Consider the following 20047-nt stretch of genomic DNA (forward strand, 5'->3'; position numbering starts at 1 on the left):
CCCGCCCGGCCCTGCCCGGCCCCGACGCGCGAATGTCCGCGGAGTCGTTACCACACTGCCGCACAGCGGCGGCCGTGTGCGATCAGCCGCGCAGCCGCTGTGCGGCCGTTTCGATCCGCTCGTCGGTCGCGGTCAATGCGATACGCACGTGCTCGGCGCCCGCGGGACCGTAGAACTCGCCCGGAGCCGCCAGGATGCCGCGCTCGGCCAGCCACTCGAGCGTGGTCCGGCACGGTTCACCGCGAGTCGACCACAGATACAGCCCGGCCTCGGAATGATCGATCCGGAAACCGGCCTGCAGCAGCGCCGGCCGCAGGATCTCGCGGCGAGCCCGATACCGCTCCCGCTGCACCGATTCGTGCGTATCATCGTCCAGCGCCGCCGCCATCGCCGCCTGGATCGGGAAGGGCACCATCATGCCGGAATGCTTGCGCACCTCCAGCAACTCGGCCACCAACTCCGGATCGCCGGCCACGAATCCGGCCCGGTAACTCGCCAGATTCGACGTCTTCGACAGTGAATGCACCGCCAGCAGACCGGTGTGGTCGCCGTCGCAGACCCGCGGGTCCAGAATCGAGACGGCCGGTTCCTCCCAGGCCAGCCCCAGGTAGCACTCATCGGAGGCGACGACCACGCCGCGCTCCCGAGCGAAGGCCACCACCTTCCGCAGATGCTCCACACCCAGCACCTTGCCGGTCGGGTTGGACGGGGAGTTGAGATAAATGAGCGCCGGAGTCTCCGGGCCCAGCCGGGTGAGTCCGTCGGCGCGCAGGATCCGCGTCCCGGCAAGCAGTCCGCCCACCTCGTACGTCGGATAGGCGACCTCGGGGATCACCACCAGGTCCGCGGGCCCCAGCCCGAGCAGCCGCGGCAACCCCGCGATCAGCTCCTTGGTGCCGATCACCGGCAGCACCGCCGCCTCGGGCACCCCGGTGATACCGAAACGCCGGGTCAGCGCGGCCACCGCCGCGGCACGCAACTCCGGCGTGCCGTGCGTGGTCGGATAGCCGGGCACCGCGGCGACCGAACTCAATGCCGCGCGGATCAGCGGATCGACCGGATCGACCGGCGTACCCACCGACAGATCGACGAGTCCGCCCGGATGGGCGGCCGCCCGCGCCTTCACCTCGGCGATGGTGTCCCAGGGGAAATCGGGCAGGGCCGCACTCACCCGGCGACGTTCGGTTACCTCGGTGCTCATCGTGCGAATGCTCTACTCGCCCGCCATCGGGGGCAGCTCTTTGATGAACGCCGGATCGGAATCGACCTTGCCCAGCTTGGTGGCACCGCCCGGCGAGCCCAGCTCGTCGAAGAAGTCGACGTTGGCGTTGACGTATCCGCTCCACTGATCGGGCGTGTCGTCCTCGTAGAAGATCGCCTCCACCGGGCAGACCGGCTCGCAGGCGCCACAGTCAACGCATTCGTCGGGATGGATGTAGAGCATGCGACCGCCCTCGTAGATGCAGTCCACAGGGCATTCCTCGATGCATGCCTTGTCCTTCACGTCAACGCACGGTTCGGCGATGATGTACGTCACTCCCGCTCCTAAGTCTTCCTTCTCCGGGTAACTGCGCCCGCACAAAGTATCCCTGCCGCCCCACAGGCTACGCCCGGTGAGCCTGCCCTAATATTCGATGCCGGCCGGGTTGTCGCCTGGTCGGAGCTTCGTGCCCCGGTACTCCATTACTGCCTCGGCCGCTGCGCGCCTTCAATCGAAGGCCACGCACCTAGACGAGTTCCAGGCCGGGGACAGCCGCACTCCGCTCGGGTGGAACACCGTAGGTGGTGGTGCGTTCCCGGACCGGCCGTCCGATACCCTCGGCGATCTCGGTGAGTTCGGCTACCGTTCTCGCCGACCCGTGCTGCGAACCCGCCATCCGGGAGATGGTCTCCTCCATGAGGGTACCGCCGAGGTCGTTGGCACCGCTGCGCAACATCATCCGGGTGCCCGTGGTGCCGAGTTTTACCCAGCTGGTCTGGATATTGTCGATCCGGCCGTGCAGCATGATCCGGGCCAGGGCGTGCGCGGCGCGGTTGTCGCGGTTGGTGGGGCCCGGGCGGGAGGCGCCGGCCAGGTAGAGCGGGGCGCTCTGGTGCACGAACGGAAGCAGGACGAATTCGGTGAAACCGCCGGTCTCGTCCTGGATACCGCGCAACACCCGCAGGTGCCCGACCCAATGGCTGGGGTTGTCGACGTGCCCGTACATCATGGTCGAACTCGACCGGATCCCGACCTGATGGGCGGTGGTGACCACATCGATCCAGGCCGAGGCGGGCAATTTCCCCTTGGTGAGCACCCAGCGGACCTCGTCGTCGAGGATCTCGGCGGCGGTACCGGGGATGGTGCCCAGCCCGGCTTCGCGCAGCGCGGTCAGCCAATCGCGGACGCTTTCCCCACCGCGGGAGGCACCGTTCACGATCTCCATCGGGCTGAAGGCGTGGACGTGTATGGACGGCACCCGCGCCTTCACCGCGCGCACCAGATCGGCATAGCCGGTGACGGGCAGATCGGGGTCGATCCCGCCCTGCATGCAGACCTCGGTCGCACCGTCGACATAGGCCTCCCAGGCCCGGTCGGCGACCTCGTCGGTGCTGAGCGTGAAGGCGTCGGCGTCCCCCTTGCGCTGTGCGAACGCACAGAACCGGCAGCCCGTGTAGCAGATATTGGTGAAGTTGATATTGCGGTTCACCACGTAGGTGACATCGTCGCCGCAGACATCGCGGCGCAGCCGATCCGCGAGACCCGCGACGGCTTCCAGATCGGGTCCGTCGGCGGTGGCCAGCGCCAGATACTGCGCATCGGTCAGGCCGGCCGGATCACGTTCCGCGGCACGCAGCGCGTCCAGTACATCGGCGTCCAGCCGCTGGGGCGCGGCGGCGAGATCGCGGACCTGTTCGCGGATGGTGTCCCAGTCGCCGAACGCATTGTCGATATCGCTGCGGGTATCGGTATTGCGCCCGGCGGTATCGATCTCGGTGTTCAGATCGGTACGACCCGCCGACTCCCAGGTCTCGTCGGGCTCCTGCCAGGGCAGGCCCACCGGGAGCGCGCCGGCCTTCGCCAGCCCGGTCTCGGTATCGGTCAGGGCCGCGACATGCGCGCCGATCCGCGGATCGATCCACGGATTACCCGCACGCACGTATTTCGGATGCGCCGATGTGCGTTCCACCAGTTCGAAACCGGCGGCCGCGGTGATCTCGGCCAGCGTGTCCAAGTTTGGCCAGGGCCGCTCGGGATTCACATGGTCGGGGGTCACCGGCGAGACGCCGCCCCAGTCGTCGATCCCGGCTTCCAGCAGGGCACGGCATTCCTCGGCGGACACCAGGTTCGGCGGCGCCTGCACCGAGACATCGGGCCCGAGCAGCAGACGGGTGACCGCGATGGTGGCCAGGAACTCGATGAAGTCCGCATCGGGCGCGTGCCGCATGGCGGTGTCGCCCTTGGCCCGGAAGTTCTGCACAATCACTTCCTGGATATGACCGAACGCCTTGTGCTGCTTGCGGATCGCGACGATCGTATCGGCCCGCTCGGCCATGTTCTCGCCGATACCCACCAGCACCCCGGTGGTGTAGGGCACCGAGAGCCGGCCCGCGTCGGTGATGGCGCGCAGCCGTACCGCGGGGTCCTTGTCGGGGCTGCCGTAGTGGCAGTTGCCCTTCTCGGTGAACAGCCGGGTCGCGGTGGTCTCGAGCATCATGCCCATCGACTGCGCCACCGGTTTCAGTCGCGAGATCTCCTCCCACGACATGACGCCGGGGTTGAGATGCGGCAGCAGCCCGGTCTCCTCGAGCACCAGGATCGATACCGCGCGCAGATAGTCGAGGGTGGAATCGTAGCCGCGTTCGTCCAACCACTGCGCGGCCTCGGGCCAGCGGGCCTCGGGTCGGTCGCCGAGGGTGAACAGCGCTTCCTTACAGCCCAGTTCGGCACCCCGGCGCGCGATATCGAGCACCTCGTCGGGTTCGAGGAACATCCCGCGCCCCTGTGCCCGCAGCTTGCCCGGCACTGTCACAAAAGTGCAGTAGTGACAGGTATCGCGGCACAGATGGGTCAGCGGAATGAAGACATTGCGCGAATAGGTGATCGTGGCGGGCCGCCCGGCCGAGGCCAGCCCGGCGTCACGCACCCGGGCCGCACTGCGGCACAGATCCGCGAGATCGTCACCGCGCGCGTGCAGCAGCACCGTGGCCTCGTCGACGTTCAGCGTGACCCCGTCACGTGCCCGGCGCAGCGCCCGGCGCATGGCGGACGGGGTCGGCACGGGGGTCGGGACGGTCGGTTCGGGTAGGTCGTTGACTTCCTCTCCCGCCTGAAGGTGGCGGGAGATTCCCTGCCTCACGACAGAGCGTTCCTGTTTCATCGACGATTGCCTTCCCACATCAGCTGCGGGGCGGTCTCACACCATCTCCGCAGGCCAAGACCGCCAGCCCGGCGGCCTGTATGTTCTTCGCAGCGTTGACGTCCCGGTCGTGGACCGCACCACACGGACACTGCCATTCGCGCACGTGTAGCGGCATCGAATCGTTGATCCGGCCGCAGGTAGAGCACATCTTGGACGACGGATGAAATCGATCCACTGCCACCACCGTGCGCCCGTACCAGTCGGCCTTGTACTCCAGCATCGACCGGAACCGCGACCACGACGCATCTGATATCGCCAACTCGACGCACCGATCCCGCTCTGAAGGGCGGAATCTGCGCGCTACATCCGACGGTCACGCCCTCGATCATGCGGCACACATCCGGAACTGTCTCCTCCCAGGTCGTTGAGCTTTCACAACCCCGGTGTAACTCGGGCTATTCCGTGCAGGTCGGGCTGTATCGACGGCGGCGCCTCCGACATCGCTGGTCGGGGTCCTCATGCTCCCGGCCCTTCACCCACCGATCGTTCGCCGCCCTCCTCCGCTCCGGAATCGGGACGGGCCCCGCCCACGGCTACCGACGTCCGGCGGGGCCCGATGGGTTCTATGGGCTCGAGTAGCTATACGCCTGGACCGACCTGGGTGGACTCACGCCACGGTAGGTGCTCGATGGTCATCGATCTATGAACAGCCAACCGCACACCGCGCCGTGCGACGATGAATATATGTCGCCGGACAGCCCGCCACGCTCACTCGATACCCTGGCCGATCCGTCGTGGCGGCCCAGTCCGCGCGCGAAGACGTTGTGGACCGTGCAGATCGCACTGTCCTGGCTCGTCGTATTCGCCGTGCTGCTCGGGTGGGTCGCCTTCGACTCCGACCGCCGGACCTGGCAGGCGGCGGTGGCGGGGGTCGCGCTACCGATGGCCGTGCTCACCGCGATCGTGGTGCCCCGCTGGCGGTACCGGGTGCACCGCTGGGAGGTGACCGACGATGCCGTCTACTCCCGATCGGGCTGGCTGACCCAGGAGAGCCGGGTCGCGCCGATCTCCCGGGTGCAGACCGTGGACACCGAACGCGGCCCGCTGGAACGGCTCCTGGACCTGTCGACGGTGACGGTGACCACGGCCTCGTCCGCGGGCGCGGTGCATATCAGCCTGCTGGACCGCGCGGTGGCCGAGCATACGGTGACCCGGTTGACCGAGATCGCGGCGCGGCACCGCGGAGACGCCACATGACGGGACCGCATCCGGCGGGCGGGTCCGGCCCGGCCGCCGAGCCGGAGACCGTCGTTCCCGGCGACGACGAACCGTGGCTACGCCTGGATCGCCGGATGCTGCTGGTCCATCCGGTCCAGGAAATGGTGAAGTTCCTGCCCGCCGTGATCGGCGCGGTCGTGCTGGGTGTGAGTTCCGGTAACCCGCTCTACAGCCTGCTGGGTCTGGTGTTCGTGATCCCGTACGCACTCACCCTGTGGTTCACCACCACCTACCGGGTCGGACCGACCCATGTCGAGCTGCGCACCGGTCTGATCCGGCGGAAACGACTGGCGGTGCCGCGGGCGCGCATCCGGTCGGTGGATATCGAGGCCGACCCGCTGCACCGGATCCTGGGTCTTGCCGTGATGGTGATCGGCACCGGCCAGGAGGCCGAGGCCGGCGACCGCTTCAGGCTGGACGCACTCGCCGCCGGACACGTCCGGCCGCTGCGCGCCGAACTACTGGCCCACACCCGTACACCGCCCACTCCTACCGACGATCCCACCCCGGTCCGCCGCCCCGGCATCGAGCCGGAGGTTCGCGCGGCCGAACGCGGTGTGGAGATCGGCCACTGGCAGCCGGGCTGGGTGCGGTACGCACCGCTATCGCTCACCGGTTTCGCGCTCGCCGCCTCGGCGCTGGGCCTGGCCGCCCAGTTCGGATTCGGTGCCGCCGAGATCGGCATCGGCCACGACACCGTCGAGACCGTGCGTGATTTCGGGGTGCTGTCGCTGCTGGCGGCCGGCGTCGCCGCGCTGCTCGTCCTGGTGGTCGTCGTCAGCGTGGCGGCGTGCGCGCACTACCTGGCCACCTATTACGGACTCCGCGTCACCGATCACGGCAGCACCCTGCAGATCCGCCGCGGACTGTTCACCTTGCGCCGGATCACCCTCGACACCGCGCGATTGCGCGGCGCCACCATCCGCGAACCACTCCTGCTGCGCCTTGCCGGAGCCGCGCAGTTGGAAGCCGTGATGACCGGCGAGAACCCACGCCAGAAGATCCTGCCGCAAGCCCCCCGCGCGGCGGTCGAACGGACACTCGCCCGGCTGCTGAGCCCACACCGCGACGCGAACACCTCCGCGACCGCGGCCCAATTGGCCGCACTCGCCGATATCCCGTTGACCCGGCACGGTCCGGCCGCCCGGCGCCGCCGATACATCCGGGCGTGCTGGCCTGTTCCGCTCACCGCGGCGGCCCTGCTCCTCGCGGCCGCGGCGGGGTGGCAGGTCACACCGTGGTGGTGGCTGCTGCCGGCCGGCCTGGCCCCAGTCTGCGCGCTACTCGCCGCGGACCGCTACCGCGGCCTCGGTCACGCGGTCGTCCCCGCCACCGCCGGCTCCCCCGCCTGGCTGGTCGTCCGCTCCGGCTCCCTCGACCGCGAACGCACCTGCCTCGAAGCACCCGGCATCATCGGCTGGACTGTGCGGCAGACCTTCTGGCAACGCCGAGCCGGCCTGGCCACGCTGGGCGCCGCCACGGCAGCGGGTAAGAAGCTGTACCTCGTCCACGACATACCGCTGGATCGCGTCTGGACGGTGTTGGACGGCCTCGCCGCCGGCGTCACGGGCCACCGGCCGAGCACGAACGCCCGCCCTACGGGAAAGCCCGCGGGCGGGCAGGGGGAGCCGTAGTACGCCGAAGTCAGGTCTGGCAGTGGCAGGTGGCGGACTCCCGCAGATCGGGTTCGTCGGCCACCACACGCAGGCCGGGCCGGGTATCCGGACTCGCGTGATCACCCATCCAGGACAGCAGGGACCACCGGGACAGCCCGGACAGGGCCGAGCCGAGACTCAGGAAGGACCCGCTGGAGATCGCCGAACCGAACGACCCGATGGACCCGATCGACAGCACCGACCCCACGCTTCCGATGGACAGAATCGAATACGCGGAGCCGATGGACAGGATCGACCCCTCGGAGCGGATCGACAGAATCGACCGTGACGAGCGCCGGCTCCGGATACCGGACTTGCGCGATCTTTCGACAGTCGCCATCACCCCGGTCTACCACAGCCGGGCGGTACGCGCGTGTGCGTTGGCCCTCCACAGATCGGAAACCATTGAGCACTTACAGTGCTGTGAGCCTACCCAGGTCGACAAGCGCACAGCCCCGCACGGAGTTCCCACGAGAGCGGGCATCCACCGCGCGCTGACATTGCTGTGGGTGTGCTCGGGCGGCCGAGATGTACCTCCGCGCCCGCGTACACCTCGCGTCCGGTCCGAACGGCCGGCGAGATCCCGATCCGAGCCGGCCAGCGGAGGGAAAAACTCGGGGGTCACGAGGCCCCGGCCCCGTCCGCCGGTGGCGGGGCCGATGGTCAGCCGACGGTGAAGAATCCGATGGTCGGCATGAAGGTGCAGCTGCGGGTTTCGGTTTCGGTGGCCTGGGTGGTGAGTCCGCCGCCGATGACAGCGACGATACGACCGGTGCCGGTGTTCGCGATGGCCGAGAGGGTGGCCGGGCCGTCGGGGTTGATCTTGGCCGCGTCGGTCAGCGGCTGCGATCCGGCCTCACCGGTATCGAGGTTCCGCCACTGCACCGTCATCGGCTGCGGCTGTTCGGCCGTGGGACGTTCGGTGCCCAGCGCGGTGAACACGAAGCCGGTCTGGCCGGCGGCCGGTCCGGGCGGCGGCAGCTGCGCCGGGCCGGGCACCGCGAGGGCGGTGCCGACCGAATCGCCGGACGGCGCGATACAACCCTGGCCGATGGTCGGGTAGAGGAACTGGGCGATCGCCGGCCCGGATTCCGGGATCTCGGGACCACCGCCGCCGCTGCCGTCGAGGAACGTGATGACCCGTTCCAGCGTGGACTTGATCTGCGGGGGCAGATTCACCGTGGCCAGCAGCGCGCGGGCCTGGGAAAGAATGGCCTCCTGCGGGCTGCCCGGCGCGGCGATGTCCTTGGCCGCCGGGGCCGGTGCGTTGACGATGGCCGGGGCCAAGGCGGCGAGAACGTCGACGGGAACCCCTTCGGGGACCATCGGGACGCTGCTCACCGACACCTCGGTGGCGGGAGCCGCGACGGCCGTCGCGGGCGCCACGAGGGAGGCGCCCGCCGCAATAGCGAGCGCGGACATTGCGATCCGCGATCCTCGGGTGCGAAGCACTGGTCTAGCCGTCCTTACCTCGGGTACATCTGGGCGACGCTGAAAAGCCGTCGTTTCGGGGTCACTCTAAGGACACTGACGCGCGTTGTACAGCACCGGGGTCGGGATTGCGAGCCCCATTTTGCTGTGCTACCGAACAGTAGCGTGCAACGGAAGTGACCGGTGTGAGAAATGGGGCGGATGTGCACTTGTGACTCATCGGTTGCTCGATGGTTACCGACCCCGCGCGCACCATTTGCCGCCGACCGCGCGCGGCGCGCGCAAGGCTCACGTCCGCGCGGAAACCGGTGGGGTTAATGTATTCCGGGCCGAACAAACCGGCGACGCGCCCAACAGCACCGGGTCCGGCCGCCGGCCCGGACCGACTCGAAAGCTCGTGTATTGACTCAGCCCAGCGGTGCCCGGACCGACATTCGGGGGTTCGTACCGTTTCGCCTGGCCCTGGCGGCGCTCGGGATCACCGTACTGGCGCGGCTGCTGTGGATGCTGCTGACCCGGAACGGGATGAACCTGGTCGACCTGCATGTCTATGTCGACGGGTCGGCGGCCCTGCTCACCGACCATCTCTACGATTTCACCTACGCCGAGAAGACACCGGACTTCCCGCTGCCCTTCACCTACCCACCGTTCGCTGCGGTGGTGTTCTTCCCGCTGCATTTCCTGCCGTTCACCGTGGTCGCCATGCTGTGGCTGTTCGCCATCGTCGCCGCGTTGTACTGGGTGGTGCGAATCGCGTTCGAACTGATGCTGGGACGGGACGCCCTACGCGAAGCGCGGTGGCGCACCGCCATGGTGGCGTGGACCGCGGTGGGCCTGTGGTTCGAGCCGGTGCGCACCACGATCGACTACGGCCAGGTCAATGTTTTCCTGATGCTCGGCGTGATGATCGCGATCCGCAGCTCACGGTGGTGGCTGTCGGGAACCCTGGTGGGCGCGGTCGCGGGGATCAAACTGACTCCCGCGATCAGCGGCCTCTATTTCGTGGCGCGGCGCCGCTGGGCCGCCGCCGGCTGGTCGGCGGTGGTGTTCGGGCTGACCGTGGCGGCGAGTTTCCTGATCAATCCGGAGGAGACCCGGCGTTATTTCGGCACTCTGCTCGGTGACGCCGACCGGATCGGGCCGGTGGGCTCGGTGTGGAACCAGTCGCTGCGCGGCGCGCTGAGCCGGCTGCTGGGCAGTGACGTGGGTTCCGGGCCGTGGTGGATCGCGGGGGTGGCGGTGGCCGCGGCGCTGGGGTGGTGCGCGTGGCGGGCACTGCGCCGCGACGATCTGCTGGGCACCGTATTGATCGTGCAGTTGTTCGGGCTGCTGGTCTCGCCCATCTCCTGGTCGCACCACTGGGGCTGGCTGTTGCCCACCGTCCTCTGGCTGCTCTACGGGCCGTACCGGGCCGTACCCGGCGCGCGGATATTGGCCGGATACTGGCTGGTGACGACCCTGATCGGCGCGCCGTGGGTGCTCTCGTTCCTGCAGGATTCGATCTGGACCATCTCCCGCTGGGGGGTGTGGTCCTGGCTCGGCACGGTGTACGTACTCGGTGCGCTGCTCTGCTACGGCTGGATCGTCTGGGCGGGCCGGACGGCCGCCCGGACCGCTACGGCGCCAGCCGATCGATCTCCCGGGCCAACGCCACGTCCTGTGCCGTGAGCCCGCCCGCGGAGTGCGTGGACAGGGTGAAGGTGACCTTGCGCCACCGGATATCGATATCGGGATGATGATTCGCCGATTCGGCGATATCGGCTACCTGCCGGACGAGTTCTATTCCGGCGGGAAAGGTGGCGGCCTCGACCGTGCGGGTCAGCGCATCACCGGCCCGGCTCCACTCCGGCAGGATCTCCAGAGCCGCCGTGATCTCGGGTTCGGAGAGCAGTGATGTGGTCATACCGCCGACATACCCCACCACGACAGTCCTACAACCCCAGCATCTCAGGCGGCGCGCGCCTTCTTCAGGCCCTTTTTCAGTTCTTTACCGGAGGCGCCCGCGGCCTCCAAGCGCTTCATCCGCATGATGACCACAGGGCATTTCACGCAGCGCGTCTTCTTACGACAGCACTTCTTCTTCGGCTTGAGGCTCGAAACCTCGCTCGCCTTGACCTTGCCCATGCGGGTTAGCATACCCTTACTTCCAGGCGGCGCCAGCAGGCCGCCGAGTTCCCGGTAGGGTGTAACCGGCCCAGATGCCTGGTGAGTTCGAATCTCCCTGTCGCAGGGTCCGGCCGCAAGCAACAGTTAACAGCAGGAGGAACCTGGCGTGTCGTCTGCACGCGATTTTCGCAACGTCGCCATCGTGGCGCACGTCGACCACGGTAAGACGACGCTCGTCGACGCCATGCTGCGGCAGTCCGGCGCATTCGCCGAACGGGCCGAACCGGTGGACCGGGTGATGGACTCCGGCGATCTGGAGCGCGAGAAGGGCATCACCATTCTCGCCAAGAACACCGCCGTGCACCGGCACCATCCCGACGGCAGCGTCACCGTCATCAATGTCATCGACACCCCGGGTCACGCCGACTTCGGTGGCGAGGTGGAACGCGGCCTGTCCATGGTCGACGGCGTGGTGCTGCTGGTCGACGCCTCGGAGGGCCCGCTCCCGCAGACCCGGTTCGTGCTGCGCAAGGCGCTGGCGGCCTGTCTGCCGGTGATCCTGGTGGTCAACAAGACCGACCGGCCCGACGCGCGGATCGCCGAGGTGGTCGAGGAAAGCCACGATCTGCTGCTGGACCTGGCCTCCGATCTGGACGACGACGCCGCCGAGGCCGCCGAACTGGCCCTCGACCTGCCGGTGCTCTACGCCTCCGGTCGTGCGGGCAAGGCGTCCAAGGAACAGCCGCAGAACGGCGAGGTGCCGAACGCGGAGAACCTGGACGCCCTGTTCGACGTCCTGCTGGCGAACATTCCCGCTCCCAAGGGCGACGCGACCGCGCCGCTGCAGGCCCACGTCACCAACCTCGACGCCTCGGCCTTCCTGGGCCGGCTCGCGCTGGTGCGTATCCACAACGGTGAACTACGCAAGGGCCAGAACGTGGCGTGGATGCACGCCGACGGCGTGAAGAGCGTCAAGATCACCGAACTGCTGCAGACGGTCGGCGTCGAACGGCAGCCCGGTGAGATCGCGGTGGCCGGGGATATCGTCGCCGTCGCCGGTATCCCCGACATCATGATCGGCGATACCCTCGCCGACCCGGACGAACCCGTCGCGCTGCCCCGCATCACGGTGGACGAACCGGCCATCTCGGTGGTGATCGGTACCAACACCTCGCCGCTGGTCGGCCGGGTCCAGGGCCACAAGCTCACCGCTCGCATGGTGAAATCGCGGCTCGACCAGGAACTGGTGGGCAATGTCTCACTGCGGGTGCTCGATATCGGCCGCCCGGACGCCTGGGAGGTCCAGGGCCGCGGCGAACTCGCGCTGGCGATCCTGGTCGAGCAGATGCGGCGCGAGGGTTTCGAGCTGACCGTCGGCAAACCGCAGGTGGTGACCCGGCAGGTGGACGGCAAGGTGCATGAGCCCTACGAAGAGCTCACCATCGACTGCCCGGACGAGTACCTGGGCGCCATCACCCAGCTGCTGGCCGCCCGCAAGGGCAAGATGGTGCAGATGAACAACCACGCCGCGGGCTGGGTGCGAATGGAGTTCATCGTGCCGTCCCGCGGTCTGATCGGTTTCCGCACCGACTTCCTGACCGAGACCCGCGGCACCGGGATCGCCAACGCCGTCTCCCATGGCTACGCGCCCTGGGCCGGTGAGATCCGGGCCCGGCATACCGGGTCGCTGGTATCGGACCGCTCCGGTTCGGTGACCCCCTTCGCCATGATCCAGCTGGCCGACCGCGGGCAGTTCTTCGTCGAACCGGGCGCGGAAACCTACGAGGGCATGGTCGTCGGAATCAATCCGCGTGCCGAGGATCTCGATATCAATGTGACCAAGGAGAAGAAGCTCACCAATATGCGCTCCTCCACCGCCGATGTGATGGAGACGCTGGCCAAACCGTTGCAGCTCGACCTGGAAATGGCCATGGAATTCTGCGCCGCCGACGAATGCGTCGAGGTGACCCCGGAGGTCGTTCGGGTGCGCAAGGTCACCTTGGCCGCGGGCGAGCGGGCCCGGGAGCTGTCGCGCCGCAAGGCGCGCGACCGGGCCGCGCTGTAAGCGGTTTCACCCCCGGACGGGCAGGCGCGGGTTTGGGTAGAGTGCCGAACGTGATTTCGGGGAGGCGCGCGGTGTGGCGCGGGCTGCTGGTGCTCGTGGCGGTGCTCGTTCCGGTGCTGGCCGGATGCACTGCCGACCCGCCGCCGCCCATCGCCAGTACGGACAGCCCGAAGACCCAGCCGGCGCAGCCGACCAAGAACACGGTGGTCGTGGCCATCGACGACATCGGGATCGGTTTCAATCCGCATCTGCGGTCGAATCAGTCCCCGGCGACCGCCGCGGTGGCGGCCATGGTGCTGCCGAGTCCGTTCCGGCCCACACCGGACCCGGCCCTGCCCGGCGCCACACTGTGGGTTCCGGATACGGCGCTGGTCGATTCGGCGACGGTGGCCGCCGAGGCCCCGTTCACCGTCACCTACAAGCTGAAGGCTCAGGCGAACTGGTCCGACGGGGCGCCCATCGCGGCCGAGGACTTCCACTACCTGTGGCAGCAGATGATCACGCAACCGGGTGTGATCGACCCGGCCGGGTACCGCCTCATCACCGAGGTCCGTTCCTCAGGCGGCGGTAAGGCGGTGTCCGTGGTGTTCGACAAGCCCTATCCGGCCTGGCCGCAACTGTTCGCGAATCTGTTGCCGTCGCATCTCATGAAGGATTCGCCGGGCGGCTTCCAGCGCACGCTGGTCGAGCAGATACCGGTCTCGGGCGGGAACTTCACCATCGAATCCGCCGATCCCGGTCGCGACGAGATTCTGCTGGAACGCAACGACCGCTACTGGGGCACCCCGGCCCGCCCCGATCAGATCCTGCTGCGGCGCGGCGGTACTCCCGCCCAGCTGGCGGATTCGCTGCGCACCGGTGACACCCAGATGGCGCTGGTGCACGGCGGGGTCGCCACCCAGGCCCAGCTGGCCGCGATCCCGTCGGTGCGAACCGCGATCATGCCGCAGTCCCGGCAACTCCGGCTCACCCTCAACGGACGCGAGGGGGTACTCGGTGACCACCGGGTCCGGACCGCGGTCCTCGCGCTGCTCGATCCCGCGCTGCTGGCCACCGTCGGCGCGCAGACCGGTAACTGGGTGGAACCGGTGCGCGCGCAGGTGCTCTCCCCCTCCGATCCCGGCTACACGCCGACCGAGCCCCCGCGACCCAACCCCGATCAGGCGTTCGGGCTGCTGGCCGAGGCCGGGTTCGGCCGCGCCCCGGAGCCGCCGCCGGTCTCGGCGACCTCACCGGCCCCGCGGCCGCGCTCACTGGCCCGCAACGGTGAACCGCTGGTCCTGCGGATCGGGGCGGTGACCGGCGACGATACCGCGCTGGCGGTGGCCAATACCGCGGCCGACCAGTTGCGCAGCGCCGGTATCGACGCGTCGGTGCTCAATCTGGCGGCCGACGAGCTGTACAGCAAAGGCCTGGTGGAGAATTCCGTCGACGCGGTGGTGGGATGGGAGGCGACCGGCGGTGATCCGGCTACCGCCCTGGCCTCCCGCTACGGCTGCCCGCCCGCGGCGCCCGTCCCGCCCACGACCGACGGCGAACAGACCGAGGCCCCGGCCGCCGTGGAAGCGGCCCGCCGGGCGCCGAGCAATCTGTCCGGTATCTGCGATCCGCAGTTCCAGCCGTCGATCGACGGCGCGCTGCACGGCGTGGAGGTGCCGCGCACGCTGGGCGAGGCCGAACCGCGGCTGTGGGGCGCGTCCACGGTACTACCGATCGTGCAGGACAATGTGGTCGCCGCGGCCGGGCCCTCGGTGGACGGCGCCTCGCTGAGTGGAGCGATCCAGGCCGGCATATTCGGCGACGCGGCGATGTGGCGGCGTATCCCGTGACCGGTGCCGACGAAGCACGTACGGGCGGGTTGCTGCTGGTCCATGCCCACCCCGACGACGAAACCATCACCACCGGGGGCACAATCGCCCACTACCGGCGTCTCGGTGTTCCGGTGACGGTGGTGACCTGCACTCTGGGTGAAGAGGGCGAGGTGATGGGCGACCGCTGGGCCGGCCTGACCGCCGACCGCGCCGACCAACTGGGCGGGTACCGGATCGGTGAACTCACCCGCGCCCTCGCCGAACTCGGGGCCGGACCGCCGTGTTTCCTGGGCGGCGCCGGCCGCTGGCGCGATTCCGGTATGGCCGGGACTCCGTCGGCGGAGCATCCACGCGCCTTCGTCGAGTCCGGGACGGCGGCGGTCCGGGCCCTCACCGAGGTGATCCTCGACCTGCGGCCCCGCGTGGTGGTGACCTACGACCCGCGCGGCGGCTACGGCCACCCGGACCATATCCGTGCCCACCGGGTGACCACCGAGGCCGTCGAGGCCGCGGCCGGGCAGGGCTGGGACACGCCCAAGTTCTACTGGACCGTGACCGACGCCGATATCCTGCGCGACCATCTGCGGGCGCTGGCCCGCCGCACAGTGGACGGTCTGCCCGGTGCGCTACCGCCCGGCTGGCGGCTGCCCGCCGAGGACGAATTGGCGTGCGTACCGGGTAATTCGGTGACCACGGCGATCGATGTCACCGAATCACTGCCCCGCAAACGCGCTGCGCTGCGCGCCCACGCCACCCAGCTCACGGTCGCGCCGTCGGGCCGGGAATTCGCCTTGACCAATATGATCGCCCAGCCGGTCCTGCCGGAGGAGCACTACATTCTGGTCCGCGGCCGCGCCTGGGCGAGCGGGCCGGACGGCCGGGAAGACGACCTCTTCGCCGGTTCGCTGTAGCCGGGCGGCACCCGCGCACCAATAGACTCGCACTATGCAGCACTCGGAATCGGAGAGCGGGGCCGGGCCCGCAGCGACCACCCGACGGTGTTCGACGATCCGGTCGCGCGGATGACCGCCGCCGTGGACGATCGGGCCGGTGCGGGTTCGCGCGCCCGCCGGACCGCATTGGCGACCGCGGTACTCGGCCCGGTGCTGATCGCAGCCCTGATCGTGGATGCGGTGATCACCTTGGTTTTGGAGGTGCTCTATCTGCCCTTCTACATCGGCAGCGTCGCCGTGCCGGTGGCCGCGCTGATCGCCGCGCCGGTGAACGTGGCCCTGGTGTGGGCGGCCGCCACCGTGACGACCCGGCCGACCGTGCTGTTCCTGCCGATCGCCGCCTGGTTGGGCGCCTTCCTGATCGCGGCGAGCCGCGGCCCCGGCGGCGATATCCCGTTGCGCAGCGATCTGCCGACGCTGCTGCTGTTCCTGTGCGGCGCGGTCGCACCGCTGATCTACCTGTACGTGGCCGCCAACCGAACGAAACGCCCGGCGCGCTGACCCGGCCGCCGGGCGGCGGTGGTCACCAGGCCCCGTACTCCGCGGCGCGGATATCGTTCACATCCACCCCCACCCCGTCGACCGTGCGGTCGTCGATCTCGAACTGGTGCAGATGCGCGGCCGGATGCACGTATCCCGGCGCGGTTCCCCAATCGTGCTGCCAGAACCACGCACCCACGCCTGCCGTCCGGGCCAGATCGATGGTGGGCGCGTTCGCGTAGACCCCGGTGTTCTCCCGGCCGCTCACCGCCTGCCAGCCGAGCAGATACGGCAGGATCATGGTGGCGAACTCCACGGGGTTCGGGTTGTCGTCGATGGAGGCGTAGATGGGCCGGTTCTCCGGTCCCCCGGCCGCACGGTGCAGCGCCAGCCCGCGCTCGGCGTGCCGACAGCCCGCGTCATATCCGCCGCGCCAGTCCGCGGTGGGCCCTTTGCCGAACTGGTAACAGGACACGATGGCCAGCCCGGCGGACCGCAGATCCTCGACTTCCCCGGCGAGCAGCGGTTTCCCGACCATCCATTCCGCTCCCGGCCGACGGTCGGATACATACCGGATGACCCCGGTGTGCCCGGCCGCCTTGATGGCCGCCGCGGACGGCACACCGCCCGCGTAATCGAGCAGGGTACCGAGCGACGCCGCACCGGCGCGGGAAGTCCCGAGGGCCGACCCCACCGCGCCCGCGGCGACAGCGGCGGCCGTATATCCGAGCAGAGCCCGGCGAGACAGTGCAGAAACCATCGAGACTCCTTCGCACACCCCGGGTGGACAGCAACGGCGTGCCCGGCGCACCTTCCCCATCAGCACTGTGTGCGCCGGGAGCCTCGAACGTGGGTAATTGCACCACATCTGCGACACGACCGCCACGACCGACGACCACGCGCCGCCGGGGTCGACGTCAGAATTACAACAGCCGGTCTATACGTTCGCCCACGTCGAAGGTTCGCCTGGCCGGGTCGGCGAGTTCGGTGCGGACGACACAGACCACCTGCGCGACGATCTGTTTCTTGATGCCCGCCAGGATGCCGAGGACGGCGGCGCGCATACCCTGGGCGGCGTAGTCGAGGCGGACGTTCTCCCGTTCCGGCGGGTCGACTTCCACCACGATGAGCAGGGGGTGGGCCGCGTGCGCGGTGAGTGGCAGGGGAATTTCCACGTCCGCGCGGTAGTGGTTGTCCTTGAGCACACTGACCGTGATGTCGAGGGTGACCGGGACGATCAGATCGAAGCGGACCAGCGCCGGATCTTCGTCGGCCGTGGCGGTCACGGGTACCCGGTCGGTCAGGGCGGGCCGGCCGACCTCGCCACGGACGGTGACCTCGGCAGCCGCCCGGGGACCGGCGCGCAGTGGTCCGATCTCGATCTGCCGGTCGGCGAGATCGGTGACGAATTGTTCGAGGCGGTCGCGGGTGACGATGCGCGGGAAGAACCGCCGCCCGAATTCGGCGTAGTCGGTCCACTCGAACCGGGTGCGGCCGCGGTGCGGAGAGCGTTCGCGGGCGACGATGGCCTCGATATCGTAGATCCGGCTGCGCATCACCCCCGGGTCGCGCAGCATCCCGTTCACCCGATTGGCGACCTCGCGTTGTAACAGGCCGGCGATCGGGTCGAGTAGCCATTCGGCCACCGAGTCGGCGGCCGACAGGCGCAGCAGCACACTCACGTCCGCGGGTTCGACCCGCGGGATATCGATCACGATGAGCAGCGGGTCGGCGGTGCGAGCGTGGAAGGTGAGACCGATGGATACCACCGTCTCCGACCGCAGGGGTTTACCGCCGAGCAGGATCTTGGCCCGCAGGGATACCGGTATCCGCACGTCGAAGGCGACTTCGGAGCCGCGGCGTACCACCACGGGACGGTCGATCCGGCCCTCGGCGAGGAACCCGGCGAGTCCGGCGGGCGCCAGATTGACCGGGCCGATGGTCAGCCCGCGCCCGGTGATGCCGGCGACCGCCTTCTCGATCCGCCGCTCGGTCACCGCGTGGGTGATGAACCTCCTGCCGAATTCGGCGTAGTCGATCCACCCCGGGTCGCCTACCTCGATCGGTTCCATGAGTCGTTCCGACACCTCTACCTCCACCGGATACGGCCACGGTACGCGATGAAGGTATCGATCCGGCACGTCCCGTCACCACCCGGGCGACAGCAGCCCGTAACCGCCGAGGTGGATATCCAGGACGGCACCGGGTCCCCGGCGTTCGGTACCGACGTCGTCGGCCACGGCGATCACGAATATGCACGCTACATAGGCTGTGTATCGTACATAATTTGTATTCGGGCGAAACAGACGACATAGTGTCCGAATGTCCGATTCGGCTGCACCGCTCGCCGCCTCCGCGGCGGACCTCCGGGACCCCGCCGTGCTGGCGCGGCTCGTCCTGGAACTGAACCTGCTGTCCCGGCAGTATCCGGCCGCCCGCCGGAATTCGCCGTTACAGCTGGACAGATCCGCGTACCTGATCCTCACCCGGCTGCGCCTCGGCGCTCCGCTGTCCCTGCGCGAACTGGCCGAGGCGTTCGGTCTCGACGTATCCACGGTGAACCGCCAGGTGGCCGCCATGCTCGACCAGGACCTGGTGGAGCGGGTACCGGATCCAGAGGGCGGCGTCGCCCGCAAGGTCCGGCCCAGCGAGAAAGGGCTCCGGCTGTTCGAAGCCGATCTGGCCTTGCAACGCCGCGGGGTCGGCGCCGTGCTCGCCGATTGGCCCGACGAGGAGGTCGAGCAATTGGTCCGGCTCCTGGAGCGGTTCAACGAAGGAGTCGAAGGACTGGCCCGCCACCCCTGGCCGCGCCCCTGCCGGACCACCGATTCTCCGGTCCACTGACCGAGAACTCGGTGGTCACCCGGTGTTCTCCGGCAGCCGGTACGGTTGAGCCATGATCACGCTCAAAAAGGAAGACGGCGCAGCGGATCTCGCGGGGATCGCCAAGCTGAGTGTCGGTGTCAGCTGGGACCCGTCCGCGGGCGCCAGCGGTGGCGCGCTCGGCTGGGCGCGCCGCAAGAAAGGTGTCGACCTCGACCTGATCGCCATCCTCATGCAGGGCAGCGAACCGGTCCGTTTCGCCGGGCTGGATTCGCTGGACCCGCTGGGCAACGGCTCGGTCCAGCATTCCGGCGACGAACAGACCGGTGCGGCCGCCGGTGACGACGAAACCGTCCATGTCACCTTCGCCGAGATCCCCGGCGGTATCGACGCGATCATCTTCGTCGCGGCGGCCTTCAAGAAGGGCAGCTCCTTCGACAAGGCGAACAACATCTCGTTCAAGGTGTACGACGCCACCGGCGGCAGCAGCCAGCAGGTGGCCGATATCTGGCCGTCGTTGCTGGGCAACGACAATGCCAACGCCGTGGCCCGCGCCTTCCGCAACGGTGACGTCTGGCAGCTCGAGGTCCTCAACCGCAAGGGCAAGATCAAGCAGGGTGACAAGCAGGCCCTGCTGCGGTTCGCCATGGGCGGCGCCGGTTCCTGATCCACCGCACGTGATCAGCCCGCCGCCCAGCCCGACCAGCGCGCGATATCGAATGCGATGACCGGGCCGGGCGGCGGCTCCGTCACATAGGCGGGGTAGCGGGTGGTCAGGTGCCTCAGACCGTGGCGCGCCTCGTCGCCCGTCACGATGCGAGCCCGCCCGTCGGCGCGCACCCACCACAGGCGGGTCCAGTCCTCGTCGTAGAAATCGGCCAATACGGCGATTTCCGGGTTCGCCTCGATATTGGCCAGTCGGCGCAGCGCGGTGGTCGATTTCGGTTTGGCGTCGACCGCGGTGTAGACGGTATCGCCGGCCAGCGCGAAAACGATCGGAACGAGATGCGGTGTGCCCGAAGTGGTCACGGTCGCGAGCCGCGCGACCCGGGCCGCGGCGAAGCGTGTCCGCGCCCGATCACGGTCCAGCCGCATACCCACA

The 20047-nt window shown here is 68.8% G+C and carries 19 protein-coding genes and 1 pseudogene; 9 read left to right on the plus strand and 11 right to left on the minus strand.

Going from position 1 to position 20047, the window contains the following annotated elements:
- Positions 1 to 82: 82 nt before the first annotated feature.
- From dapC to ACQPYS_RS24545, 4 genes and pseudogenes are all read right to left on the minus strand, one after another.
- Positions 83 to 1201 carry a succinyldiaminopimelate transaminase gene (dapC, locus tag ACQPYS_RS24530; protein ID WP_433490934.1) on the minus strand — a complete coding sequence of 373 codons (1119 nt, stop codon included), beginning with the start codon at positions 1199 to 1201 and terminating at the stop codon, positions 83 to 85.
- Positions 1202 to 1213: 12 nt separating this feature from the next.
- Positions 1214 to 1537: a ferredoxin gene (gene fdxA, locus ACQPYS_RS24535; protein ID WP_030522084.1), complete on the minus strand. Its 324-nt coding sequence runs from the start codon at positions 1535 to 1537 to the stop codon at positions 1214 to 1216.
- Positions 1538 to 1727: 190 nt separating this feature from the next.
- Positions 1728 to 4262 carry a bifunctional FO biosynthesis protein CofGH gene (locus tag ACQPYS_RS24540; RefSeq protein WP_433493122.1) on the minus strand — a complete coding sequence of 845 codons (2535 nt, stop codon included), beginning with the start codon at positions 4260 to 4262 and terminating at the stop codon, positions 1728 to 1730.
- 118 nt (positions 4263 to 4380) lie between these two features.
- A pseudogene (locus tag ACQPYS_RS24545) lies at positions 4381 to 4665 on the minus strand (RNA-guided endonuclease TnpB family protein); the annotation flags it as partial.
- Between the two features lie 422 nt (positions 4666 to 5087).
- On the opposite strand from ACQPYS_RS24545, the gene ACQPYS_RS24550 reads away from it, so the two are divergent.
- Together ACQPYS_RS24550 and ACQPYS_RS24555 are read left to right on the plus strand one after the other, a co-directional pair.
- Entirely contained in the window at positions 5088 to 5600 is a 513-nt protein-coding gene (locus ACQPYS_RS24550; protein WP_431941002.1) for a PH domain-containing protein, read from the plus strand.
- The gene (locus ACQPYS_RS24555) at positions 5597 to 7255 is read left to right on the plus strand and encodes a PH domain-containing protein (protein WP_433490935.1); all 1659 of its coding nucleotides are present in this window, start codon (positions 5597 to 5599) and stop codon (positions 7253 to 7255) included. The genes ACQPYS_RS24550 and ACQPYS_RS24555 overlap by 4 nt, the downstream gene beginning before the upstream one ends.
- A 10-nt stretch (positions 7256 to 7265) precedes the next feature.
- Here ACQPYS_RS24555 and ACQPYS_RS24560 read toward each other — a convergent pair whose 3' ends face one another.
- A complete protein-coding gene (locus tag ACQPYS_RS24560) occupies positions 7266 to 7616 on the minus strand; it encodes a hypothetical protein (RefSeq protein ID WP_431941000.1) in 351 nt (116 codons plus the stop codon).
- 323 nt (positions 7617 to 7939) lie between these two features.
- Positions 7940 to 8698, minus strand: coding sequence for an Rv1157c family protein (locus tag ACQPYS_RS24565; RefSeq protein ID WP_063037363.1), 759 nt, complete (start codon positions 8696 to 8698; stop codon positions 7940 to 7942).
- A 513-nt stretch (positions 8699 to 9211) separates the two neighbouring features.
- On the opposite strand from ACQPYS_RS24565, the gene ACQPYS_RS24570 reads away from it, so the two are divergent.
- Positions 9212 to 10375: a mannosyltransferase gene (locus ACQPYS_RS24570; RefSeq protein ID WP_433493123.1), complete on the plus strand. Its 1164-nt coding sequence runs from the start codon at positions 9212 to 9214 to the stop codon at positions 10373 to 10375.
- Here the strand turns inward: ACQPYS_RS24570 and ACQPYS_RS24575 are convergent.
- Both ACQPYS_RS24575 and ACQPYS_RS24580 read right to left on the minus strand, forming a co-directional pair.
- Positions 10323 to 10610 (minus strand): 4a-hydroxytetrahydrobiopterin dehydratase, encoded by a 288-nt coding sequence (locus tag ACQPYS_RS24575; protein WP_433490936.1) that lies wholly within the window; start codon positions 10608 to 10610, stop codon positions 10323 to 10325. The two genes, ACQPYS_RS24570 and ACQPYS_RS24575, sit on opposite strands and share 53 nt — an antisense overlap.
- A 44-nt stretch (positions 10611 to 10654) precedes the next feature.
- Positions 10655 to 10831: a hypothetical protein gene (locus tag ACQPYS_RS24580; RefSeq protein WP_085995458.1), complete on the minus strand. Its 177-nt coding sequence runs from the start codon at positions 10829 to 10831 to the stop codon at positions 10655 to 10657.
- 148 nt (positions 10832 to 10979) lie between these two features.
- On the opposite strand from ACQPYS_RS24580, the gene typA reads away from it, so the two are divergent.
- The 4 genes from typA (at position 10980) to ACQPYS_RS24600 (ending at position 16143) form a co-directional block, all read left to right on the plus strand.
- Positions 10980 to 12878, plus strand: coding sequence for a translational GTPase TypA (gene typA, locus ACQPYS_RS24585; RefSeq protein WP_063037357.1), 1899 nt, complete (start codon positions 10980 to 10982; stop codon positions 12876 to 12878).
- A 41-nt stretch (positions 12879 to 12919) separates the two neighbouring features.
- Positions 12920 to 14707 (plus strand): ABC transporter family substrate-binding protein, encoded by a 1788-nt coding sequence (locus ACQPYS_RS24590; protein ID WP_433490937.1) that lies wholly within the window; start codon positions 12920 to 12922, stop codon positions 14705 to 14707.
- A complete protein-coding gene (mshB, locus tag ACQPYS_RS24595; protein ID WP_433490938.1) occupies positions 14704 to 15600 on the plus strand; it encodes an N-acetyl-1-D-myo-inositol-2-amino-2-deoxy-alpha-D-glucopyranoside deacetylase in 897 nt (298 codons plus the stop codon). Before ACQPYS_RS24590 ends, mshB begins: the two co-directional genes overlap by 4 nt.
- An 87-nt stretch (positions 15601 to 15687) precedes the next feature.
- Positions 15688 to 16143, plus strand: a complete 456-nt coding sequence (locus ACQPYS_RS24600) for a hypothetical protein (RefSeq protein ID WP_245664611.1) — start codon at positions 15688 to 15690, stop codon at positions 16141 to 16143.
- Positions 16144 to 16165: 22 nt separating this feature from the next.
- Here the strand turns inward: ACQPYS_RS24600 and ACQPYS_RS24605 are convergent, their stop codons facing one another.
- Positions 16166 to 16882 (minus strand): DUF1906 domain-containing protein, encoded by a 717-nt coding sequence (locus ACQPYS_RS24605; RefSeq protein ID WP_063037354.1) that lies wholly within the window; start codon positions 16880 to 16882, stop codon positions 16166 to 16168.
- 163 nt (positions 16883 to 17045) lie between these two features.
- Positions 17046 to 18209, minus strand: coding sequence for a hypothetical protein (locus tag ACQPYS_RS24610; RefSeq protein ID WP_433490939.1), 1164 nt, complete (start codon positions 18207 to 18209; stop codon positions 17046 to 17048).
- Positions 18210 to 18444: 235 nt separating this feature from the next.
- Here ACQPYS_RS24610 and ACQPYS_RS24615 point away from each other — a divergent pair, with 235 nt between their 5' ends.
- Positions 18445 to 18966, plus strand: coding sequence for a MarR family winged helix-turn-helix transcriptional regulator (locus ACQPYS_RS24615; protein WP_063037351.1), 522 nt, complete (start codon positions 18445 to 18447; stop codon positions 18964 to 18966).
- Between the two features lie 52 nt (positions 18967 to 19018).
- Positions 19019 to 19612, plus strand: coding sequence for a TerD family protein (locus ACQPYS_RS24620; protein WP_063037349.1), 594 nt, complete (start codon positions 19019 to 19021; stop codon positions 19610 to 19612).
- Between the two features lie 14 nt (positions 19613 to 19626).
- Here ACQPYS_RS24620 and ACQPYS_RS24625 read toward each other — a convergent pair whose 3' ends face one another.
- On the minus strand, positions 19627 to 20040 hold the full coding sequence (locus ACQPYS_RS24625) for a TIGR03668 family PPOX class F420-dependent oxidoreductase (protein ID WP_433490940.1): 414 nt from the start codon (positions 20038 to 20040) through the stop codon (positions 19627 to 19629).
- Positions 20041 to 20047: the final 7 nt, after the last annotated feature.

This window comes from Nocardia grenadensis, assembly GCF_050942415.1.
GTDB lineage: Bacteria > Actinomycetota > Actinomycetes > Mycobacteriales > Mycobacteriaceae > Nocardia > Nocardia grenadensis.